This is a genomic window from Psychromonas sp., from assembly GCF_047632995.1.
Taxonomy (GTDB): Bacteria; Pseudomonadota; Gammaproteobacteria; order Enterobacterales; family Psychromonadaceae; genus Psychromonas.
This window is the reverse complement of record NZ_JBLIEK010000011.1, coordinates 12,175-28,287: the sequence shown is the minus strand read 5'-3', so window position 1 is coordinate 28,287 and position 16,113 is coordinate 12,175. Positions and strand designations below refer to the sequence as shown.

Here is a 16,113-nt window from a genome sequence, read left to right as displayed (position 1 = left end):
TCGATATGACTAATTTTTGGGAAAAGAAAACACTGTCGCAAATGGATCAAAAAGAGTGGGAATCACTCTGTGATGGCTGCGGTAAATGCTGTTTAAACAAAATAATTGATGATGATACAGAAGAGCTGCATTTCACCAATGTTGCCTGTCATCTGCTGCATACGAAATCATGCCAGTGCAAAAAATATGAACAGCGTTTTGAATTGGTCAGCGATTGTGTCAAAGTCTCTTTAGACGATATTGACCAGTTCCATTGGTTGCCGGCAAGTTGCGCATACCGTTTATTAGTTGAAGAAAAACCGTTGCCCGAATGGCACCCCTTAATTACAGGTAGCCAATCAGCGATGCATAAAGCCGGTTGCTCAATTCGCGGCAAAACAGTTTCAGAAACGGCGATTAATATTGTTAATTTAGAAGATTACATTGTCACTTGGCCTGCTGAATAAAAAAAACAACCTAACGACTCGGCTTGCGTTGTTTTATTCGAAAATAAGATCGGATCAAATAGCAGCAAGCGGCCTAGTTAGCAAAAAAGGAATAAAAATGACTGCTATTACTATCTATCATAACCCGCGCTGTTCAAAAAGCCGTGAGACCTTGGCGCTGCTTGAAAATAAAAGCGCGAATGTCGTCGTCATTAACTACTTAGAAACCCCACCCACTATCGAAAAATTACAGCAGATTATTGCCTTATTAGGTTTCACCTCTGCACGTCAATTGATGCGCACCAAAGAAGAGTGCTATAAAACATTGGCGTTAACCGATGAAAACAATGAATTAGTACTGCTACAAAATATGGTTGACCATCCCAAACTGATTGAACGGCCAATTGTTATGGCAAACGGCAAAGCAGCGATTGGGCGACCACCTGAATCTGTCCTTGATATCATCTAATACAGAGGAGTCCTAATTGGGCTCTTTTTCTAAGTTGAGTTATATGAAAACCGAACATTATCAGTTACTGGCCAAAATAGGCTATTTTGGCTTGTTAGTTTTAATACCCGTCTGGCATCTCTGGTTATCCCCCTCCCCATTAGGTCTAAACCCATGGTTGGTAACGGGCATCTGGTTTATCCCTTTACTCTTTCCTTTAAAAGGTATTTTGCGCAGCGATCCCTACACCTATGCATGGAGTGGTTTTTTAGCCCTGTTTTATTTGATGCACAGCATTGTGACGTTATTCAGTTCTGAAACTGAAACTATTCTGGCCGTTATTGAATTAACATTAACGCTTTTATTTTTGACCGGGAATATCTACTTTGCCAAGTATCGAGGACGAGAATTAGGCTTGAGTATTCGTAAAAAAAAGTAAAGAAATAAAACCTGTTTAAAGATCTAACACCTCTTTAACAAACGGGATAGTTAGTTTTCGTTTGGCGACCAGAGAGGCATTATCTAACCTGTCCAGTGTTTTTAATAAGGTATTCATCTCCCGTGACAAGCGGTTTAATAAAAAACGCCCAACATCCACAGGCAACCTCATACCTTTAAGTTGCGCCCGTAATTGCAGCGCGCCGAGTTTTTCTTCATCATTAAGTGGGGATAAGTGATAACATGCCCCCCACTCAAATCGGGACACAAGATCGTCAAGTTTGATGCCTAACTGCTTGGGAAGCTCACTGGCACAAAGCACCAAACTAGCACCTGGAGGACGATTACTTTTGTTATCCAACCAGCTATTATAAAAGTCAAAAAGCGCCTTTTCCCACTTTTTATCCCCGGCAATGGCGTCTACATTATCGATACAAACGAGCGTTACCTCTTCCATGTTTTCAAAAATATCCAAGCTCATACCCTGGTAATGATCAAGCGGAATATAAGCGACGCTTTCCCCCCGTTCATCGACTTCCGAACACAATGCATGCAATAGATGTGAACGGCCGCTACCCGACTCTCCCCACATATATAAAACAGGCTCTCCCAGTCCCACCACGCTATTTTTTAGTTGTGTTAATAAGCTTGCATTTTTACCCGGATAAAAACTGGCAAAGGTCTCATCATCTGGGAATTTAAGTGCTAATAATGGATATTGAAAGCGTAATTCATCCTGTGGCATAGGGCTCCTTACTTAACGCCAGTTAAAGTGAAATTGATCATTTTGAGAGGGATCCGGTTGTAAATTTTGTTGTGCAAAAATTCCATTTTTAAAACTAGTCATACCGCCGTTTATTTTAATATTAAGCGTTACTTGTGACCCCTCTACCGACGTCACTGCAAATGAGTTGATCGCTAAAAGGTTTGACAGTGTCTTATTTAATTGGGTGAGTTGTGCCAATGAGTTAATGCCATTCACATAGATAGTTTGCGAAAATTTTTCACCCTGATTATCGATAACGGCATACTGGCTTGCATAATAATCAGCAACATTACTGACCATCGCTGACACAATTGACGTTTTTTTACCGTAACCTTTCTCTGAAAGCAACACTTCATTCTGCTTGGTAATCGGATTAAACCTTGCTAATTCCCATACTAAAGACCAGTTTTCCCCGCTGCTATGTTTCAAGTTGGCAACAATAAAATGATTAGCACTGTAACGCTGGGAAGCTGTTGATATTGGATCATAAAAACGCCCTGACACATCTGAGATAGATAAAGCTAAACTATCTTCAAGATCCATGAGTGGAAACTGTAGCGCGACACCACGGTTACGTTGTTCGTTTTGCAGTGCCCATGAGAATGCTGAATCCGCACTCAGGTTGACCATATTATCGGAAACAAGTTGGCGTTCGCTCCCGCTATCTTTAACCAACCAAACCAGAGTAGTGGGTCTCGTGTCTCCCCAAATCGGTTGCTGCATCGCTTGTAATGCTTGATTAATTTTATGTTTATCAAATACCGCCATAAAGTAGCGCGTATTTTGGTAACTCTTATAACCATACTGGGACAATAAACTCTGCGTGTTTTCCAGCAACAGCTTACTTTCAGCAATCTCTGCAATTTGCACATTGCCTGATACCTTTACCAAAACCTGTTTTAATGCCAGCTCTTTTAATTCATCTTCACTTTGCTGTACTACGACAACAGAACCTTGATAGGGGTTATCAAACGGACTGGCAAAAAGCAGCGAACTGAATGAAAGAAGTAATATAAATAAACTACGCACAGAGAAAATGAAAGTCATTATTTAGCTACCCATTACAATAATAAAAGTTAGATCATAAGCAGATCTAATCCTATTGCAAGATGATAATCATAATTAAGTTGTAAAACTCATCACTTTAAACAATCAACGCTGCATTTAATTTCCATATAAAGTCGCTAATGGCGATTAATTTATAAAAGATTCACCATAAAGTTTCAATTCAACAGATAAATAATTAGATCCTACTCGTATAGATGCTAAAATGCGCGCAGTTATAAATTTAATAAAAGCGACAACCGCTTTTACATTTTGCGAGGAATGCAAGTGAGCAACGAAAAAACCTCTTTAAGCTATAAAGACGCTGGCGTTGATATTGACGCGGGTACAGCATTAGTTGAACGTATAAAAAGTGTAGCAAAACGTACTAAACGTCCAGAAGTAATGGGTGGTTTAGGTGGTTTTGGCGCATTGTGTCAACTACCAACAGGATATAAAGAGCCTTTATTAGTTGCAGGTACGGACGGTGTCGGTACAAAACTGCGTTTGGCGATAGACCTTAAAAAACACGATACCGTTGGTATCGATTTAGTGGCAATGTGCGTAAACGATCTTATCGTTCAAGGTGCAGAGCCACTGTTTTTCCTAGACTATTACGCCACAGGCAAACTAGATGTGGACGTAGCAGTTGATGTCGTAACAGGTATCGGTGCAGGCTGTGAGCTTGCTAACTGTTCATTGATTGGTGGTGAGACAGCTGAAATGCCAGGCATGTATGAAGGTGACGATTACGATATCGCTGGTTTCTGTGTCGGTGTTGTTGAAAAAGCGGATGTTATTGATGGCACTAAAGTCGCTGCTGGAGATGCACTAATCGCAGTGGGCTCAAGTGGTCCCCACTCAAATGGTTACTCCTTAGTACGTAAAATTTTAGAAGTATCAAAAGCGGATACAAGCGCACCATTTGGTGATTCAACACTAGGCGATACGCTATTAACCCCCACTAAAATTTACGTTAAATCTGCATTAGCATTAATTAAAAACTGCCCTGTCCATGCTATTTCACATATTACCGGTGGTGGTTTCTGGGAGAATATCCCACGCGTACTGCCAAAAGGTAGTAAAGCGGTTGTTGATGGTAAAAGCTGGGAATGGCCTGCTATTTTCAACTGGCTACAAGAAAATGGTAATGTAAAAACCGAAGAAATGTACCGCACCTTTAACTGTGGTGTAGGTCTGGCAATTGTTGTACCTGATTCTGAAAAAGAAAAAGCAGTTGAAATTTTAACTGCGCAGGGTGAAAACGCTTGGGTACTAGGCCACATCGAAAATGCAGCAGATGGTGAATCTCAAGTAGAGATTAACTAAAAAAATGGTTACTAAAAAAATTGTTGTACTTATCTCTGGTGGCGGTACTAACCTGCAAGCGATCATTGATAAGTTGCATAATAGCCAACTGGCAGGTAAAAAGATTGAAATTGCAGCGGTGATTAGTAATAAAGCGGATGTTTATGGGTTAGAACGAGCTAACAATACGGGGATTAAATCGGTTGTAGTTGCCAGCAAAGGTATCAGCGAACGTGAAACATACGATGCCTTATTAGCCGCGGAAATTGATCAATACCAGCCTGATTTAATTGTTCTAGCTGGTTTTATGCGCATTTTAACGGCAGACTTTGTTAATCGTTATTTGGGTAAGATGATCAATATTCATCCCTCATTATTGCCCAAATATCAGGGTCTTAATACCCACCAAAGTGCGATTGATGCCGGTGATCATGATCATGGTGCGAGTGTTCATTTTGTAACAGAAAAACTCGACAGCGGCGCTACAGTCTTGCAGGCTAGAGTGCCTGTTTTTGCTGAAGATACGGCTGAAGAGTTAGCTGAGCGAGTACTCACACAAGAGCATTTGATCTACCCGTTAGTGGCGCAATGGTTCTTATCCGGACGTCTATTGATGAACGATAATGGCCAAGCGGTACTCGATGGTGAAATACTGCCTGAAAATGGTTATGCCGCTGATTAGTTATCAATGCCATAAACATAAAAAAGCCGAAGTTCTACTTCGGCTTTTTTATGTCCATTACATTCATTAAAAAAGCAAAGCATATAGCAGCGGCATTAATAGTGCGGATAAAATAGCACAGATTATTAATGCCACAGAAGAAAATGCGCCAGCCACCTTATCGGTCTCTAATACTTTAGCGGTACCCAGAGCATGAGAAGCACACCCCATTGCGACACCTTGAGCTTGACTATTTTTCACCCCCACCAGCGTTAAAAATCCCAAACCAACACTTGAGCCAATAATACCTGCAAAAATAACCATAGCAGCAGTTAATGAAACAATCCCGTGCAAACTTTTGCTTATCTCCATGGCAATCGGCGTGGTCACTGACTGCGGAGCAAACGATGCGGATGTGATTAAATCGGCACCCAGCAAAGGCATCAGATAAAAAGCGCAGCCAAATGCGACAAATACTGACAACAAACAGGCGAATAAAATACTGTTTAATTTTTCTTTGAGAAGGTGAAGCTGCAGATACAGAGGCAGTGCCAATGCAACAACCGCTGGCTCTAATAAGGCAGTTAATGGATAAGCGCCACTTTTATACTCGCTATAATCCAGGTTCAATAAACAGATAATCAAAATCAAAAGTAAAATGGATAATAATACGGGATTTAAAATTGCCCATGGTTTTACTGAATAAAGGTATTTACAACCGAAAAAAACTACAAGGGTTAATGGTAAAGCAAAATAGAGAAACAAATCAGAGCTCCTTATTTTTATTAATATATTGATAGAAGTGTCCCACTACCAACATAATAAATAATGTCGTAAATAATAGAGAGCATACAATAACGAGCCAATGGCTGATAATCAGATCAAAATAATTGAGCAATCCCACCCCGATTGGAATAAATAGCAGTGCCATATATTTTAAAATAAAATGTCCTGACATCATTATCCACTCCACCTTTACTAGCGAAGTTGATAAAGCAATAAACAGTAAAACCAAACCGATAATGCTGGCAGGAAAGGGAATGGGTAAATAAGCGCTGATAAACCTACCAAAACTTAAAAAAAGCAGGATAAGTAAAAAACCACGTAAAAAATCAAACGCTTGTCTCAATGCATTAAGCGTCAGCAGTTGTTGAAAAATATTTTTTAAATTTATCATTATAATTTGAAGTGGTTGAATATATGAGGTGGTAATAATAGCAATACTTTCTCGTGATCACATTAACTAATCGAAAATTGCTTATTGATTGATATATACAGAAGCGACTTAACGCTACAGCAATAGACAGTTTTAACCGCCTATTTAAAATCAAAAAAAAACCCCAGGTTGATTCAACCTGGGGTTTTTAATATGGCTCCTCTTGTTGGATTTGAACCAACGACACACGGATTAACAGTCCGTTGCTCTACCAACTGAGCTAAAGAGGAATTGCTCTTTTAACCATTAACTCTTACATAAGGTTAACAGTGTTTCTACTGCTCTACTAACTAAGCTAAGTAAAATTGTTTTTTAACCATTAACCCTTACATAAGGTTAACAGTGTTTCTACTGATCTACTAACTAAGCTAAGTAAAATTGTTTTTTAACCATTAACCCTTACATAAGGTTAACAGTGCTTCTACTGCTCTACTAACTGAGCTAAGTAAAATTTTTTTTTAACCATTAACCCTTACATAAGGTTAACAGTGCTTCTACTGCTCTACTAACTAAGCTAAGTAAAATTGTTTTTTAACCATTAACCCTTACATAAGGTTAACAGTGCTTCTACTGCTCTACTAACTGAGCTAAGTAAAAGTGTTCTTTTCACCACCAACCTAAACATCAGATTAACAGTCTTAAACTTTATAGTGTTTTCACACTTTTTCAGTTTCGAAAATCCAATGCGAAATATCAAAACTGAAATAATATGGCTCCTCTTGTTGGATTTGAACCAACGACACACGGATTAACAGTCCGTTGCTCTACCAACTGAGCTAAAGAGGAATTGTTCGGTTTCCCACTAATCCGTATGTCGGATTAACAGAGCTTCTACTGCTCGACTATCTGAGCTAAGAAGAAGTTTTCTTTTCACCACCAACCTAAACATCAGATTAACAGTCTTAAAATTTATAGTGTTTTAACACTTTTTCAGTTTCGAAAATTCAATGCGAAATATCAAAACTGAAACAAAATGGCTCCTCTTGTTGGATTTGAACCAACGACACACGGATTAACAGTCCGTTGCTCTACCAACTGAGCTAAAGAGGAATTGTTTTTTGCTTCTACTGCTCTACTATCTGAGCTAAGAAGAAGTTTTGCTTTACTGCTAATCCATCTAATAGATTAACAGAGCCTCAACTGCTCTACCAACTGAGCTAAAGAGGAATTGTTCTTTTAGTAAAAACTTTTATAGTGTTTTCACACTTTCAGTGTCGATAATTTAATGCGGATAATATCAACACCGAAATAATATGGCTCCTCTTGTTGGATTTGAACCAACGACACACGGATTAACAGTCCGTTGCTCTACCAACTGAGCTAAAGAGGAATTGTTTTTTGCTTCTACTGCTCTACTATCTGAGCTAAGAAGAAGTTTTGTTTTACTGTCAATCTATCTAAACGATTAACAGAGCCTCAACTGCTCTACCAACTGAGCTAAAGAGGAATTGTTCTTTTCACCACCGACCTGAATATCAGATTAACAGTGTTTCTACTGCTCGACTAACTGAGCTAAGTAAAATCATTCTTTTACTACTCTATTACATGTAGTGTAATGAAGAAGTATTGAAGACGGGCGCAGTATATTTTTTGCGTATCTTTCTGTCAACCAAAATGGCGCATAAAAAAACTGGTTGACGATAATTCAAGCAACCAATCACAAAAGAGGGCCTTTTATTTGTTTAATAAGTAAATTAGAGGTTTTCTAAATATTCCACTGAATATTTTTTTGTAGTTTCAAATTCATTTTTTCAAGTGGCTCATCTCGTTCTCCAACAATAACTACATTGGTTTTACCCATTTTTTCTGTTATTCCTTTTAAATGTTGGTTATTAAAAGCAGCCGTTTCAATAAATTCCGCATCATCAGGCACAACAAATACCGTCACTCTTCCCTTTTCACCCTGTATTATCATATGCAAAGCAGAGGTACCGGCAAAACTGCAGTAATTTGCAAAAAACACATCACCCAACTCCCCTTTCACGCTCCCGCCGTAATTGGCAAGTTTAGCGTTCACTGAAGCGAGGCTAGCCTGTTCGTTTATTTTGGCCGTAAAATAATATTCTTGTTGCACGTGCTGCATGGCAACCGTACCTATATCTAATGGTGAAGAATTAAGGCTAGTTAACAGAGGTAAGCTAATGCCGATAATAAATGCAATTGAAGCCGCAACCGCAATATGCCAACGATTGTTCACTCTGCTTTTATTTTCTGCTGAAAATCGTTGCTCAAACAGTATTTTCTCTGCTAAGTTTTCAGGTACGTCTACTTTTAATAACGACTGAAGATCTAAATCAAACTGCTTAGCCTCATTTACCAGTGCTTTATCTTTTTCAGATTCAACCTGCCTTTGCAAAAAGGCTGCTTCTTTGTCATTAGGTGTCGCAATCGCAGTATGACGAAATAAGATATCATCCATGTGCTTCCCCATTTTTGTCTGTAACGCTTGTCAGTGATGATTTCAATAAGTTTTTTGCTCTAAATAGACGTGTTAATACCGTGTTTTTATTTAAATCTAACTGTATTGCTATCTCCTCTGCAGTAAAACCTGCAATAAGTTGTAGCAATAAAGGCTCTTTATACTCGTTCGCTAGAAGCGCTATTTTTCGCCCTAACAACTCATTTTCCATCTCTTTACTGCAATCATATTGATCAGCAATTTCAAAATCATCGAGATCAACCAGCGGTAATCGTTTGCGTTCAAAGCGGCGTGCATTTTCGCGCCTCAATATGGTAAAGAGCCATCCCTTTACTGAATTGTCATCTAATAAACTGTCCAAGTTTTTCCATGCGCGCAGACACGTTTCTTGTACTAAATCCTTAGCAATATCGGGGTCACGACAAATCCAATACGCATAACGGTAGAGATCGGGGCTATATATATGGACAAGCGCTTCATAACGTTTCTGTTTTCTCTTCATGCTACAAAAGACCTTAGTTTCGTCATTTTTATTTCGTTTACGGGTAAATAAATTCATTTATCTTCTTTCCCTCGAAAATCTCACCTTTAATGATTAAATTATAATAAAGCAATTTAATCAGTAACCAATAAAAAAATGTTTGAATTCATCCCAGGGTCTGTTTATCTTTGCTATTTGTTCCTGCTGGAGGATTTATTTTGATCTAATACTTTGATTGTGGACAGAACCCTTTCGAGGAGAACAGGCAGAATTACCCCTCTCCCTGTTCATCGGTAGTTCTGCTTGAAAGTGTGTTGCGTAGAATAAAAATTAAAAACGCCCTCTTTGCTTACTGAAGCAAAAAACAGCAACAACCTGTCTCTCGATTGCTTGTAACCTAACCGCACAAATTAAAGACACGATTTACACTGGTTAATGATATATCAAGTGATATTCATGATGCCGATCATCAATATAAATATCCACTTTGACTACTTGTTCTTCTTTTTCCCTCTTTCCTGCTATATCTCGCTTTAATCTGTCATATATCGCTTCAAAAAAAAGCTCTTCTGTCGCGAAATCCCTTAACGTTAAGGTTTCAATATAGTCACGCATAATAATCACCTTTTATAGCTTCACACCCTTAACTTTAGCTTATAAAGGCAGATCCAGTCCTATTTTTAATGATCAAAAGCGCTTGCTAAGGCCTTATTCTAAGAATATCTCTACACCTTGCGCACGTAAAAAATCCATATCTTGCTGCGGCGCCTCTTTGTTCGTAATAAGCACTGAAATTTGTTTGCCATCTCCTATGCTAGTTGGGAATATTTGACCGAATTTACTCGCATCAGTCATCACAATATTCTGTTTGTTTTTAGCGAGAATAGCCTTGGCGACATCAGCGCGCATCATGTCTCTACTGGTAAATCCCGTATCTTGATGGTAACCATCGATACCTAAAAACGCACTACTGAAATGCGTATGCTCAATACACAAGGTCGTCAGAGAACCAACCAGACTTTCTCCTTGATGCTGATAAACACCACCCAGTAAAATAACATTAGCTTGAGTGTGACGAATAAGATGCGCAATATAAGCACTTGGTGTGATAATAGTGACATCTCCACGCTCCGCTAATAGCAGTGCTAATAAAGCATTCGCACTACCACCTTCAATCATTACAGTTTCACCCAACTTAACCAGCTTCGCCGCACGCTCAACCAATTTCTGCTTAGCATCAAAACGTATTTCCATCCGTTCACTTAGATCATCACTTTGTAATGAGATAGCCGCACCGTGCACACGCTTTATGTACCCCTCGATTTCAAGTTGATTCAAATCTTGGCGTATCGTCACCTCAGAAACGCCCGCATGCAAAGAAAGATCCGATACCGTAACGCGCTTTTTCTGATTAACTAAATGTATTATTTCACTCTGTCTTGGGTTCATAAACCATCCTGCTTGATAAACATAGGCTTTCAACTTGGTTTCAGATGAAACACCAGTGAAAGCCTAGTATCTTACAATTTATGTTCGGTACGGGCAATAATATCGTCCTGTGCATCTGCCGATAAAGCGGTAAAAAAAGCAGAATACCCGGCCACACGTACCACTAGATCCCGGAATAACTCTGGATTCTCTTGCGCCGCCAACAGCGTCTCACGAGATACAATATTGTATTGCACATGCCAGCCTTTATGGTGATTAAAGAAAGTCCGAATCAACATAGATAGCTTGATCCTGTCCCCTTCACTTGCAACGGTGGCGGGTGTCAACTTTTGATTAAGCAATACCCCCCCTAATATTTTATTCACCGGCATTTTTGCGACAGAATTATAAACTGCCGTTGGGCCCAATCTATCTGAACCAGATGCCGGACTTGCCCCTTCTGCTAACGGCGTCCGCGCTTTACGCCCATCTGGCGTGGCCATAGTGGCAGCGCCAAAGGGAACATTGGCCGATATACTTGAGGTACCCGCGTAGTAATCACCACCAATAGGGCCACGACCACTGCGCGTATTATGAAAGTTAGCCAGTTCATCGATATAGGCGTTATAAGCCAAGCAGATAAGATCATCAACCGAGTCATCATCATTACCGTATTTAGGCGCAAAATTTAATAATCGTTGGCGCAGCAGCTCACCTTCCGATGAGGCGTAATTGTTCGCTAATGCGTGAGCCAATTCGGGTTGAGTAATTTGCGGCTGATCAAAAACAAACTGTTTAACAGCGGCAAGGCTGTTACCTAAATTCGCAATACCCACTTGCAAACCCGAGACCCAATCGTATTTTGCGCCGCCCTCTTTGACTGTTTTGCCACGACTCAAACAGTCATCAACTAATGACGAACAAAATAGATCCTGTGCCTGTTGTTCCAGCACCGAATCAACGACACAATCGATTTCAATCGACTTACGGGTGAAATAACGGATCTGATCGCCCCATGCATCCATGATTTCAGCAAAGTTATTAAAATTACCTTTAGTTAATGATTTTCCACTCGCCAAAAAAATCTTATCCGATGTTGCATCACGCCCGCCATCAAGCGACGCTAATAAAATTCGCGCAAAATTAATAAAGCTCATACCAGTACAACGATATCCCCATTTGCCCGGCACCGCAGTTTCAATGCAACCAATTGCGGAATAGTTATAAGCATCTTGTTTTTCAACGCCGAGCTTAATAAACTCGGGAATCACTATCTGATCGTTATTAAATGCCGGCATGCCGAAGCCACATTTAATCACATCAATGCACGCCATCAGAAATTCCTGATTTAAACCTTCATGGTAACGCACACTCAAGTTGGGTTGGGTTGAACGCAGCTGTCCACAAGACTCAAGAATTGCCCAAGAAAGAGTGTTTACCGCATCGCTACTGCTGCCATCTGCAGCCAAGTTTTGACCGCCAATGGTGACGTTTTGATAAAGCGGACTACCTGCTGATGCTTTTGAGTGGGCGCCAGAGCGGATCTTGTTCACTTCTAATAATTTCAACCAGCAGCTCTGTAATAACTCCAGAGCAAATTCACGGCTTACCGTTTTATCCTTGTTAACGTCCTGCTCAAAGAAACTGTGCAGGTATTGATCCATTCGTCCAAATGAAACCGAATGACCATTGGATTCAATTTGCAGCACCAGCTGCACAAAAGAACATAACTGTAACGCCTGCCAAAATGAGGTCGGCGGCAAAAACGCAATATGGCGGCAGTTGCGCGCTATCGTCTGTAACTCTTCGCGGCGGTCATTGCGCGTCTCTTCAAGCGCCATCTTATCGGCAAGCTCTGCGTAACGAACAATATGCTGCTGAACTGCCAGCAAAACAATCTCCACTGATTTTAAAAACTGTTCCCGTTTTAAATCCTCAAAATCCGCAAGGTCGATCTTGGCACGATGACCGCGTACTTCATCAATTAAGCCATTCAAGCCAATCCGCAATATTTTTTCATTATCAACCGCTAAATGTGCATCACCGGAGGTCATATTGCCTTCCGCTTTAATAATACTCGATGCCAGCAGATCTTGTTGCTCATCTGTAAATAATCCATAACAACGATCCTGCACTGTTTTACCGCGCCAGTAAGGCGTCAGTTTATGGATATTATCTTTATCTTCTTGGGTAACCCCGAAACCGGCACCCGGTCGATCCGCCAAATCATCAATTTCAGCTTCAAGCCAGCGCACCGTATATTCAGGAAAGATAGGTGCAGCGCGTACTTTACTCGCTTGATTACCAATAATTAACTCATCATGTTTTATCCAGATTGTACGCGTACGCAGATGTTCCTGTAATGCCAGCGCGCGCTGCATAACCACAGGTTTATCTTCATTTTCTTGATATACCTTGGTATAAGCTTGCGCTCTCTCAGTACACACAGGAGGCGTAAGGATATTAATCAGTTGATGTTTATGATCGTGTATACGTGTTGCTAAGTAATTAAGATTCATTTCGCTTAACCTCTAATAAGAACGGTGAGTTTTTGTTTACTCGGATGGTTTTCTGCGTATTGCTGTGTTTTAACAAGCAGGTCAGGATTATTTAATGGTTTCTCTGAACAGTGATATGGCATATCCAGTAACTTATATTTGTTAATACCAAATGTGTGGTACGGCAGCAGATGAATTTCCGAGCAGGTTTCAAGTGAAACCACAAAATCAATAATATTATTTAGCTCTTCTTCTGTATCATTAAACCCCGGCACAATAGGCACGCGGATCACCAACCGTTTCCCTTTTTTGGCTAATTGTTGAAAATTATTTTTAATACGGGGTAATGAGCCTTTTGCCCACGCTTTAAATTTTTTGGGCTCCGTATGTTTCAAATCCGTTAACCAGCAATCAATAAAAGGCAAAACCTGTTCAATGTTTTTCCATGGTGCGTGCATACAGGTTTCAATTGCGGTGTTAATGCCTTCGTCATGCATTCTTTTGCCAATATTTGCAACTAACAGAGGCTGCATCAAAGGTTCGCCACCGGAAAAAGTAACCCCGCCATCGCTTTGGATATAAAAAGGTTTGTCTTTCAATAATGCACTGCAAAGTGCATCTTCTTGCGCTTGTTCACCACAGACAGTTAACGCTTTTGTAGGACAAACGGTCGCTAATTTATCTAAAACAGTTTCACTAATCTGTTTACGATTAATGATAATTTGATCATCGCTATTACGCGTTATCGCGGGCGTTTCTTTTAAACAAGCAGCGCAATCTTTTACACAAAGTCGACTATCAAAAAGTAGCGATCGTTTTTCACTGCGGCTTTCTGGATTTTGACACCAAGGACAAGCAAGACTACACCCCTTCAAAAACAAAATAGAACGGATACCATCGCCATCATGGGTAGAAAACCGTTGAATATTAAAAAACATAATCACCTCGTATAAAATCTTAACCCTTCGATAAGTGAAACGATACAACTTTCAAGTGAAGCCGCTATGATCTAGATCATTGTTCGCACGGTTTTTAACCGTTATAGTTTTACTATTAAATAAACAGCACGGAGTAATAACTATGATTGAACTATATCTTGATACTGCAGACATTGAACAAGTAGCTCGTTTCAACCAATGCCTGCCATTAAGAGGTGTGACGACTAACCCTTCTATTCTTGCCCGCAGCGCAACGGGTTTAAGCAGATTACTGCCAGCTTTAGCCAGCGAGCTTGGCCCCGCAGCACGTTTTTATGCGCAGGTGGTCAGTACAACAGCGCAAGGTATGGTTGAAGAAGCGAAACAAATTAACCAGTTACCTTATGATATGGTGGTTAAAGTACCTGCAACCGAAACCGGTTTAGCGGCTATTAAACAGATCAAAAAAGAGGGGATTTTAGTACTTGCAACAGCGATTTATTCCGCTCAACAGGGATTTCTGGCTGCATTATGCGGGGCAGATTATCTTGCACCTTATGTTAATCGCATTGATGCAATGGGAGCTGATGGTGTTGGCGTTGTTGCCGATCTGCAGCATTTGATAAATCAACATGGATTAGCAAGTAAAATATTAGCAGCAAGCTTTAAAAACACCCAGCAGGCAATGGATGTTATGAAGCTGGGTATTGCTGCGATCACACTGCCTGTTGATGTTGCGCAGCAGATGTTTGCTCACCCGGCGGTGCAACCGGCAGTTGATCAGTTTAGCAAAGATTGGCATGAGGCATTTGCGGATAAACTTTCATTTGAAAGTTAACTTTCCCCGGAGACAAGCCAGTGCCTATCTCGCGATTATCGCTTCATTAACTAAAGTACAAGCGGCTAGCGCTTGTGCTTTAGTTAAATTGAGAAGTTAAATTGATCTTAACGCCTCTGCTTATTTAATTTTTTAGTAAAAAAGAAACAACAAAACCTCGCCATAAAAATCAGTTTATTAACATCTTCACATTACAGCCCCATACTCGCTTAATAACTCACATTTACTGGCTAAACACAGCGGTTAAATAACGATTATTCAACCCTTTAGTCACAATAGAATAAACTCTAAAAAACAGCGCGCTGGGTTTCTTAAGATAATGGTTAATAATGTTACGCCCTACGCCTTGTGAGCGGTTTTCTTTTGACTCTTTTTTAGAAAATAGCCCTGTAAATTCCCAGTATTGGATCTGCTCAAAGGTTTCTGCCGGCCGGTAATTTGCAGCTGAAAACAAACGATAAAAAGAGGACACTGTAAAATCATGCAGATGATGAGGGTTACCATCCACTGTGGGTGTCGTAGGTACAGAGGCAATCATCACACCTTTCTCGCGAAGCTGAGTTAATAGATGCGTCACCATTTTTTTCGGCTCAGCCACATGTTCAATAGTTTCCAGACTAATAATGGTATCGAACGAGTGCGCCTCTCCTTTCAGTTCACAGGTAAAATCCATGCCATTACCGCATTCATAGCGTAAGTTATTGCCTTGGTAATGGTCTCTTGCGTATTTGACCGCGCAGGGATCTAGATCCACGCCAATAAATTGCTTGTCAGGATGCGCTTCTGCCATCAATGCGGTGCCGTAACCGCAACCACACGCAATATCAAGAATCTGAGTTCCCATTAATTGCTGCGAGGCAAACTGGTAACGCGCTAAATGAATCGTTAATACTTCGTTATCGCTTTTTTCATCTTGATTAAGTTGCTTTGGATAAATACGCTCCAAAGAGTGTTTTGCGATGATTTTATCTTGTTGTAAATCCATTTAAAAACCTTGTAATTACCCATACTATAAAAAAATCAATAAGATGGCCATCTTATACCAATTGCATTAGGTAAGTGAGCAAATTTAAGTGATGATTCTTTTCAAGAACAGAGCCTAAATAGATTCAAGTGGCTTTGATTATTTTTCTGATTTTTAAAGGGGAAAGATGCGTATTTCCCAGTTTTGGGTTTGTCAAAAGAGCCGATATACAGCTTGTTTTAGCTAAAAAGTGACGCGCTTC

At 40.1% G+C, this 16,113-nt stretch carries 17 protein-coding genes and 4 tRNA genes; 6 read left to right on the top strand and 15 right to left on the bottom strand.

Annotated features, from left to right (window positions below):
• Positions 1-5: 5 nt before the first annotated feature.
• The 3 genes from ACJAT7_RS03720 to ACJAT7_RS03710 all read left to right on the top strand — a co-directional run bounded on the left by ACJAT7_RS03720 (position 6) and on the right by ACJAT7_RS03710 (position 1,312).
• On the top strand, positions 6-446 hold the full coding sequence (locus ACJAT7_RS03720) for a YcgN family cysteine cluster protein (RefSeq protein ID WP_415225449.1): 441 nt from the start codon (positions 6-8) through the stop codon (positions 444-446).
• Between the two features lie 97 nt (positions 447-543).
• Positions 544-894: an arsenate reductase (glutaredoxin) gene (arsC, locus tag ACJAT7_RS03715; RefSeq protein WP_415225448.1), complete on the top strand. Its 351-nt coding sequence runs from the start codon at positions 544-546 to the stop codon at positions 892-894.
• Between the two features lie 43 nt (positions 895-937).
• Positions 938-1,312 carry a DUF2069 domain-containing protein gene (locus tag ACJAT7_RS03710; protein WP_415225447.1) on the top strand — a complete coding sequence of 125 codons (375 nt, stop codon included), beginning with the start codon at positions 938-940 and terminating at the stop codon, positions 1,310-1,312.
• Between the two features lie 15 nt (positions 1,313-1,327).
• Here the strand turns inward: ACJAT7_RS03710 and hda are convergent, their stop codons facing one another.
• Together hda and ACJAT7_RS03700 are read right to left on the bottom strand one after the other, a co-directional pair.
• Entirely contained in the window at positions 1,328-2,056 is a 729-nt protein-coding gene (gene hda, locus ACJAT7_RS03705) for a DnaA inactivator Hda (RefSeq protein WP_415225446.1), read from the bottom strand.
• Positions 2,057-2,068: 12 nt separating this feature from the next.
• On the bottom strand, positions 2,069-3,124 hold the full coding sequence (locus tag ACJAT7_RS03700; protein WP_415225445.1) for a DUF2066 domain-containing protein: 1,056 nt from the start codon (positions 3,122-3,124) through the stop codon (positions 2,069-2,071).
• 285 nt (positions 3,125-3,409) lie between these two features.
• Here ACJAT7_RS03700 and purM point away from each other — a divergent pair, with 285 nt between their 5' ends.
• The gene (gene purM, locus ACJAT7_RS03695) at positions 3,410-4,450 is read left to right on the top strand and encodes a phosphoribosylformylglycinamidine cyclo-ligase (protein WP_415225444.1); all 1,041 of its coding nucleotides are present in this window, start codon (positions 3,410-3,412) and stop codon (positions 4,448-4,450) included.
• A 4-nt stretch (positions 4,451-4,454) separates the two neighbouring features.
• Positions 4,455-5,111, top strand: coding sequence for a phosphoribosylglycinamide formyltransferase (gene purN, locus ACJAT7_RS03690; RefSeq protein WP_415225443.1), 657 nt, complete (start codon positions 4,455-4,457; stop codon positions 5,109-5,111).
• Positions 5,112-5,177: 66 nt separating this feature from the next.
• Here purN and ACJAT7_RS03685 read toward each other — a convergent pair whose 3' ends face one another.
• The 12 genes from ACJAT7_RS03685 to ACJAT7_RS03630 all read right to left on the bottom strand — a co-directional run bounded on the left by ACJAT7_RS03685 (position 5,178) and on the right by ACJAT7_RS03630 (position 14,070).
• Complete coding sequence (locus ACJAT7_RS03685; protein WP_415225442.1) at positions 5,178-5,855, bottom strand: LrgB family protein; 678 nt, start codon at positions 5,853-5,855, stop codon at positions 5,178-5,180.
• Between the two features lies 1 nt (position 5,856).
• The gene (locus ACJAT7_RS03680) at positions 5,857-6,267 is read right to left on the bottom strand and encodes a CidA/LrgA family protein (protein WP_415225441.1); all 411 of its coding nucleotides are present in this window, start codon (positions 6,265-6,267) and stop codon (positions 5,857-5,859) included.
• A gap of 193 nt (positions 6,268-6,460) precedes the next feature.
• A tRNA-Asn gene (locus ACJAT7_RS03675) sits at positions 6,461-6,536 on the bottom strand.
• A 480-nt stretch (positions 6,537-7,016) separates the two neighbouring features.
• Positions 7,017-7,092: transfer RNA gene (locus ACJAT7_RS03670), tRNA-Asn, on the bottom strand.
• Between the two features lie 188 nt (positions 7,093-7,280).
• A tRNA-Asn gene (locus ACJAT7_RS03665) sits at positions 7,281-7,356 on the bottom strand.
• Between the two features lie 204 nt (positions 7,357-7,560).
• A tRNA-Asn gene (locus tag ACJAT7_RS03660) sits at positions 7,561-7,636 on the bottom strand.
• A 375-nt stretch (positions 7,637-8,011) separates the two neighbouring features.
• A complete protein-coding gene (locus ACJAT7_RS03655; RefSeq protein ID WP_415225440.1) occupies positions 8,012-8,725 on the bottom strand; it encodes a DUF3379 family protein in 714 nt (237 codons plus the stop codon).
• A complete protein-coding gene (locus ACJAT7_RS03650; protein WP_415225479.1) occupies positions 8,718-9,227 on the bottom strand; it encodes a sigma-70 family RNA polymerase sigma factor in 510 nt (169 codons plus the stop codon). The genes ACJAT7_RS03655 and ACJAT7_RS03650 overlap by 8 nt, the downstream gene beginning before the upstream one ends.
• Positions 9,228-9,638: 411 nt before the next feature.
• The gene (locus ACJAT7_RS03645; protein ID WP_415225439.1) at positions 9,639-9,821 is read right to left on the bottom strand and encodes a hypothetical protein; all 183 of its coding nucleotides are present in this window, start codon (positions 9,819-9,821) and stop codon (positions 9,639-9,641) included.
• A 93-nt stretch (positions 9,822-9,914) separates the two neighbouring features.
• Entirely contained in the window at positions 9,915-10,655 is a 741-nt protein-coding gene (locus ACJAT7_RS03640) for a DNA-binding transcriptional regulator YciT (RefSeq protein WP_415225438.1), read from the bottom strand.
• A gap of 71 nt (positions 10,656-10,726) precedes the next feature.
• Positions 10,727-13,153, bottom strand: a complete 2,427-nt coding sequence (locus tag ACJAT7_RS03635) for a formate C-acetyltransferase/glycerol dehydratase family glycyl radical enzyme (protein ID WP_415225437.1) — start codon at positions 13,151-13,153, stop codon at positions 10,727-10,729.
• A gap of 5 nt (positions 13,154-13,158) precedes the next feature.
• A complete protein-coding gene (locus ACJAT7_RS03630) occupies positions 13,159-14,070 on the bottom strand; it encodes a glycyl-radical enzyme activating protein (RefSeq protein WP_415225436.1) in 912 nt (303 codons plus the stop codon).
• A 142-nt stretch (positions 14,071-14,212) separates the two neighbouring features.
• On the opposite strand from ACJAT7_RS03630, the gene ACJAT7_RS03625 reads away from it, so the two are divergent.
• Positions 14,213-14,887: a fructose-6-phosphate aldolase gene (locus ACJAT7_RS03625; RefSeq protein ID WP_415225435.1), complete on the top strand. Its 675-nt coding sequence runs from the start codon at positions 14,213-14,215 to the stop codon at positions 14,885-14,887.
• Positions 14,888-15,110: 223 nt separating this feature from the next.
• Here ACJAT7_RS03625 and ACJAT7_RS03620 read toward each other — a convergent pair whose 3' ends face one another.
• On the bottom strand, positions 15,111-15,872 hold the full coding sequence (locus tag ACJAT7_RS03620; RefSeq protein ID WP_415225434.1) for a class I SAM-dependent methyltransferase: 762 nt from the start codon (positions 15,870-15,872) through the stop codon (positions 15,111-15,113).
• Positions 15,873-16,113 lie beyond the last annotated feature (241 nt).

Bases quoted from the DNA above. Each gene is read 5' to 3' on its own strand.
- ACJAT7_RS03720 (WP_415225449.1), top strand. From the start codon at position 6: ATGACTAATTTTTGGGAAAAGAAAACACTGTCGCAAATGGATCAAAAA.
- arsC (WP_415225448.1), top strand. From the start codon at position 544: ATGACTGCTATTACTATCTATCATAACCCGCGCTGTTCAAAAAGCCGT.
- ACJAT7_RS03710 (WP_415225447.1), top strand. From the start codon at position 938: ATGAAAACCGAACATTATCAGTTACTGGCCAAAATAGGCTATTTTGGC.
- hda (WP_415225446.1), bottom strand. From the start codon at position 2,056: ATGCCACAGGATGAATTACGCTTTCAATATCCATTATTAGCACTTAAA.
- ACJAT7_RS03700 (WP_415225445.1), bottom strand. From the start codon at position 3,124: ATGACTTTCATTTTCTCTGTGCGTAGTTTATTTATATTACTTCTTTCA.
- purN (WP_415225443.1), top strand. From the start codon at position 4,455: ATGGTTACTAAAAAAATTGTTGTACTTATCTCTGGTGGCGGTACTAAC.
- ACJAT7_RS03680 (WP_415225441.1), bottom strand. From the start codon at position 6,267: ATGATAAATTTAAAAAATATTTTTCAACAACTGCTGACGCTTAATGCA.
- ACJAT7_RS03655 (WP_415225440.1), bottom strand. From the start codon at position 8,725: ATGGATGATATCTTATTTCGTCATACTGCGATTGCGACACCTAATGAC.
- ACJAT7_RS03650 (WP_415225479.1), bottom strand. From the start codon at position 9,227: ATGAAGAGAAAACAGAAACGTTATGAAGCGCTTGTCCATATATATAGC.
- ACJAT7_RS03645 (WP_415225439.1), bottom strand. From the start codon at position 9,821: ATGCGTGACTATATTGAAACCTTAACGTTAAGGGATTTCGCGACAGAA.
- ACJAT7_RS03640 (WP_415225438.1), bottom strand. From the start codon at position 10,655: ATGAACCCAAGACAGAGTGAAATAATACATTTAGTTAATCAGAAAAAG.
- ACJAT7_RS03635 (WP_415225437.1), bottom strand. From the start codon at position 13,153: ATGAATCTTAATTACTTAGCAACACGTATACACGATCATAAACATCAA.
- ACJAT7_RS03630 (WP_415225436.1), bottom strand. From the start codon at position 14,070: ATGTTTTTTAATATTCAACGGTTTTCTACCCATGATGGCGATGGTATC.
- ACJAT7_RS03625 (WP_415225435.1), top strand. From the start codon at position 14,213: ATGATTGAACTATATCTTGATACTGCAGACATTGAACAAGTAGCTCGT.
- ACJAT7_RS03620 (WP_415225434.1), bottom strand. From the start codon at position 15,872: ATGGATTTACAACAAGATAAAATCATCGCAAAACACTCTTTGGAGCGT.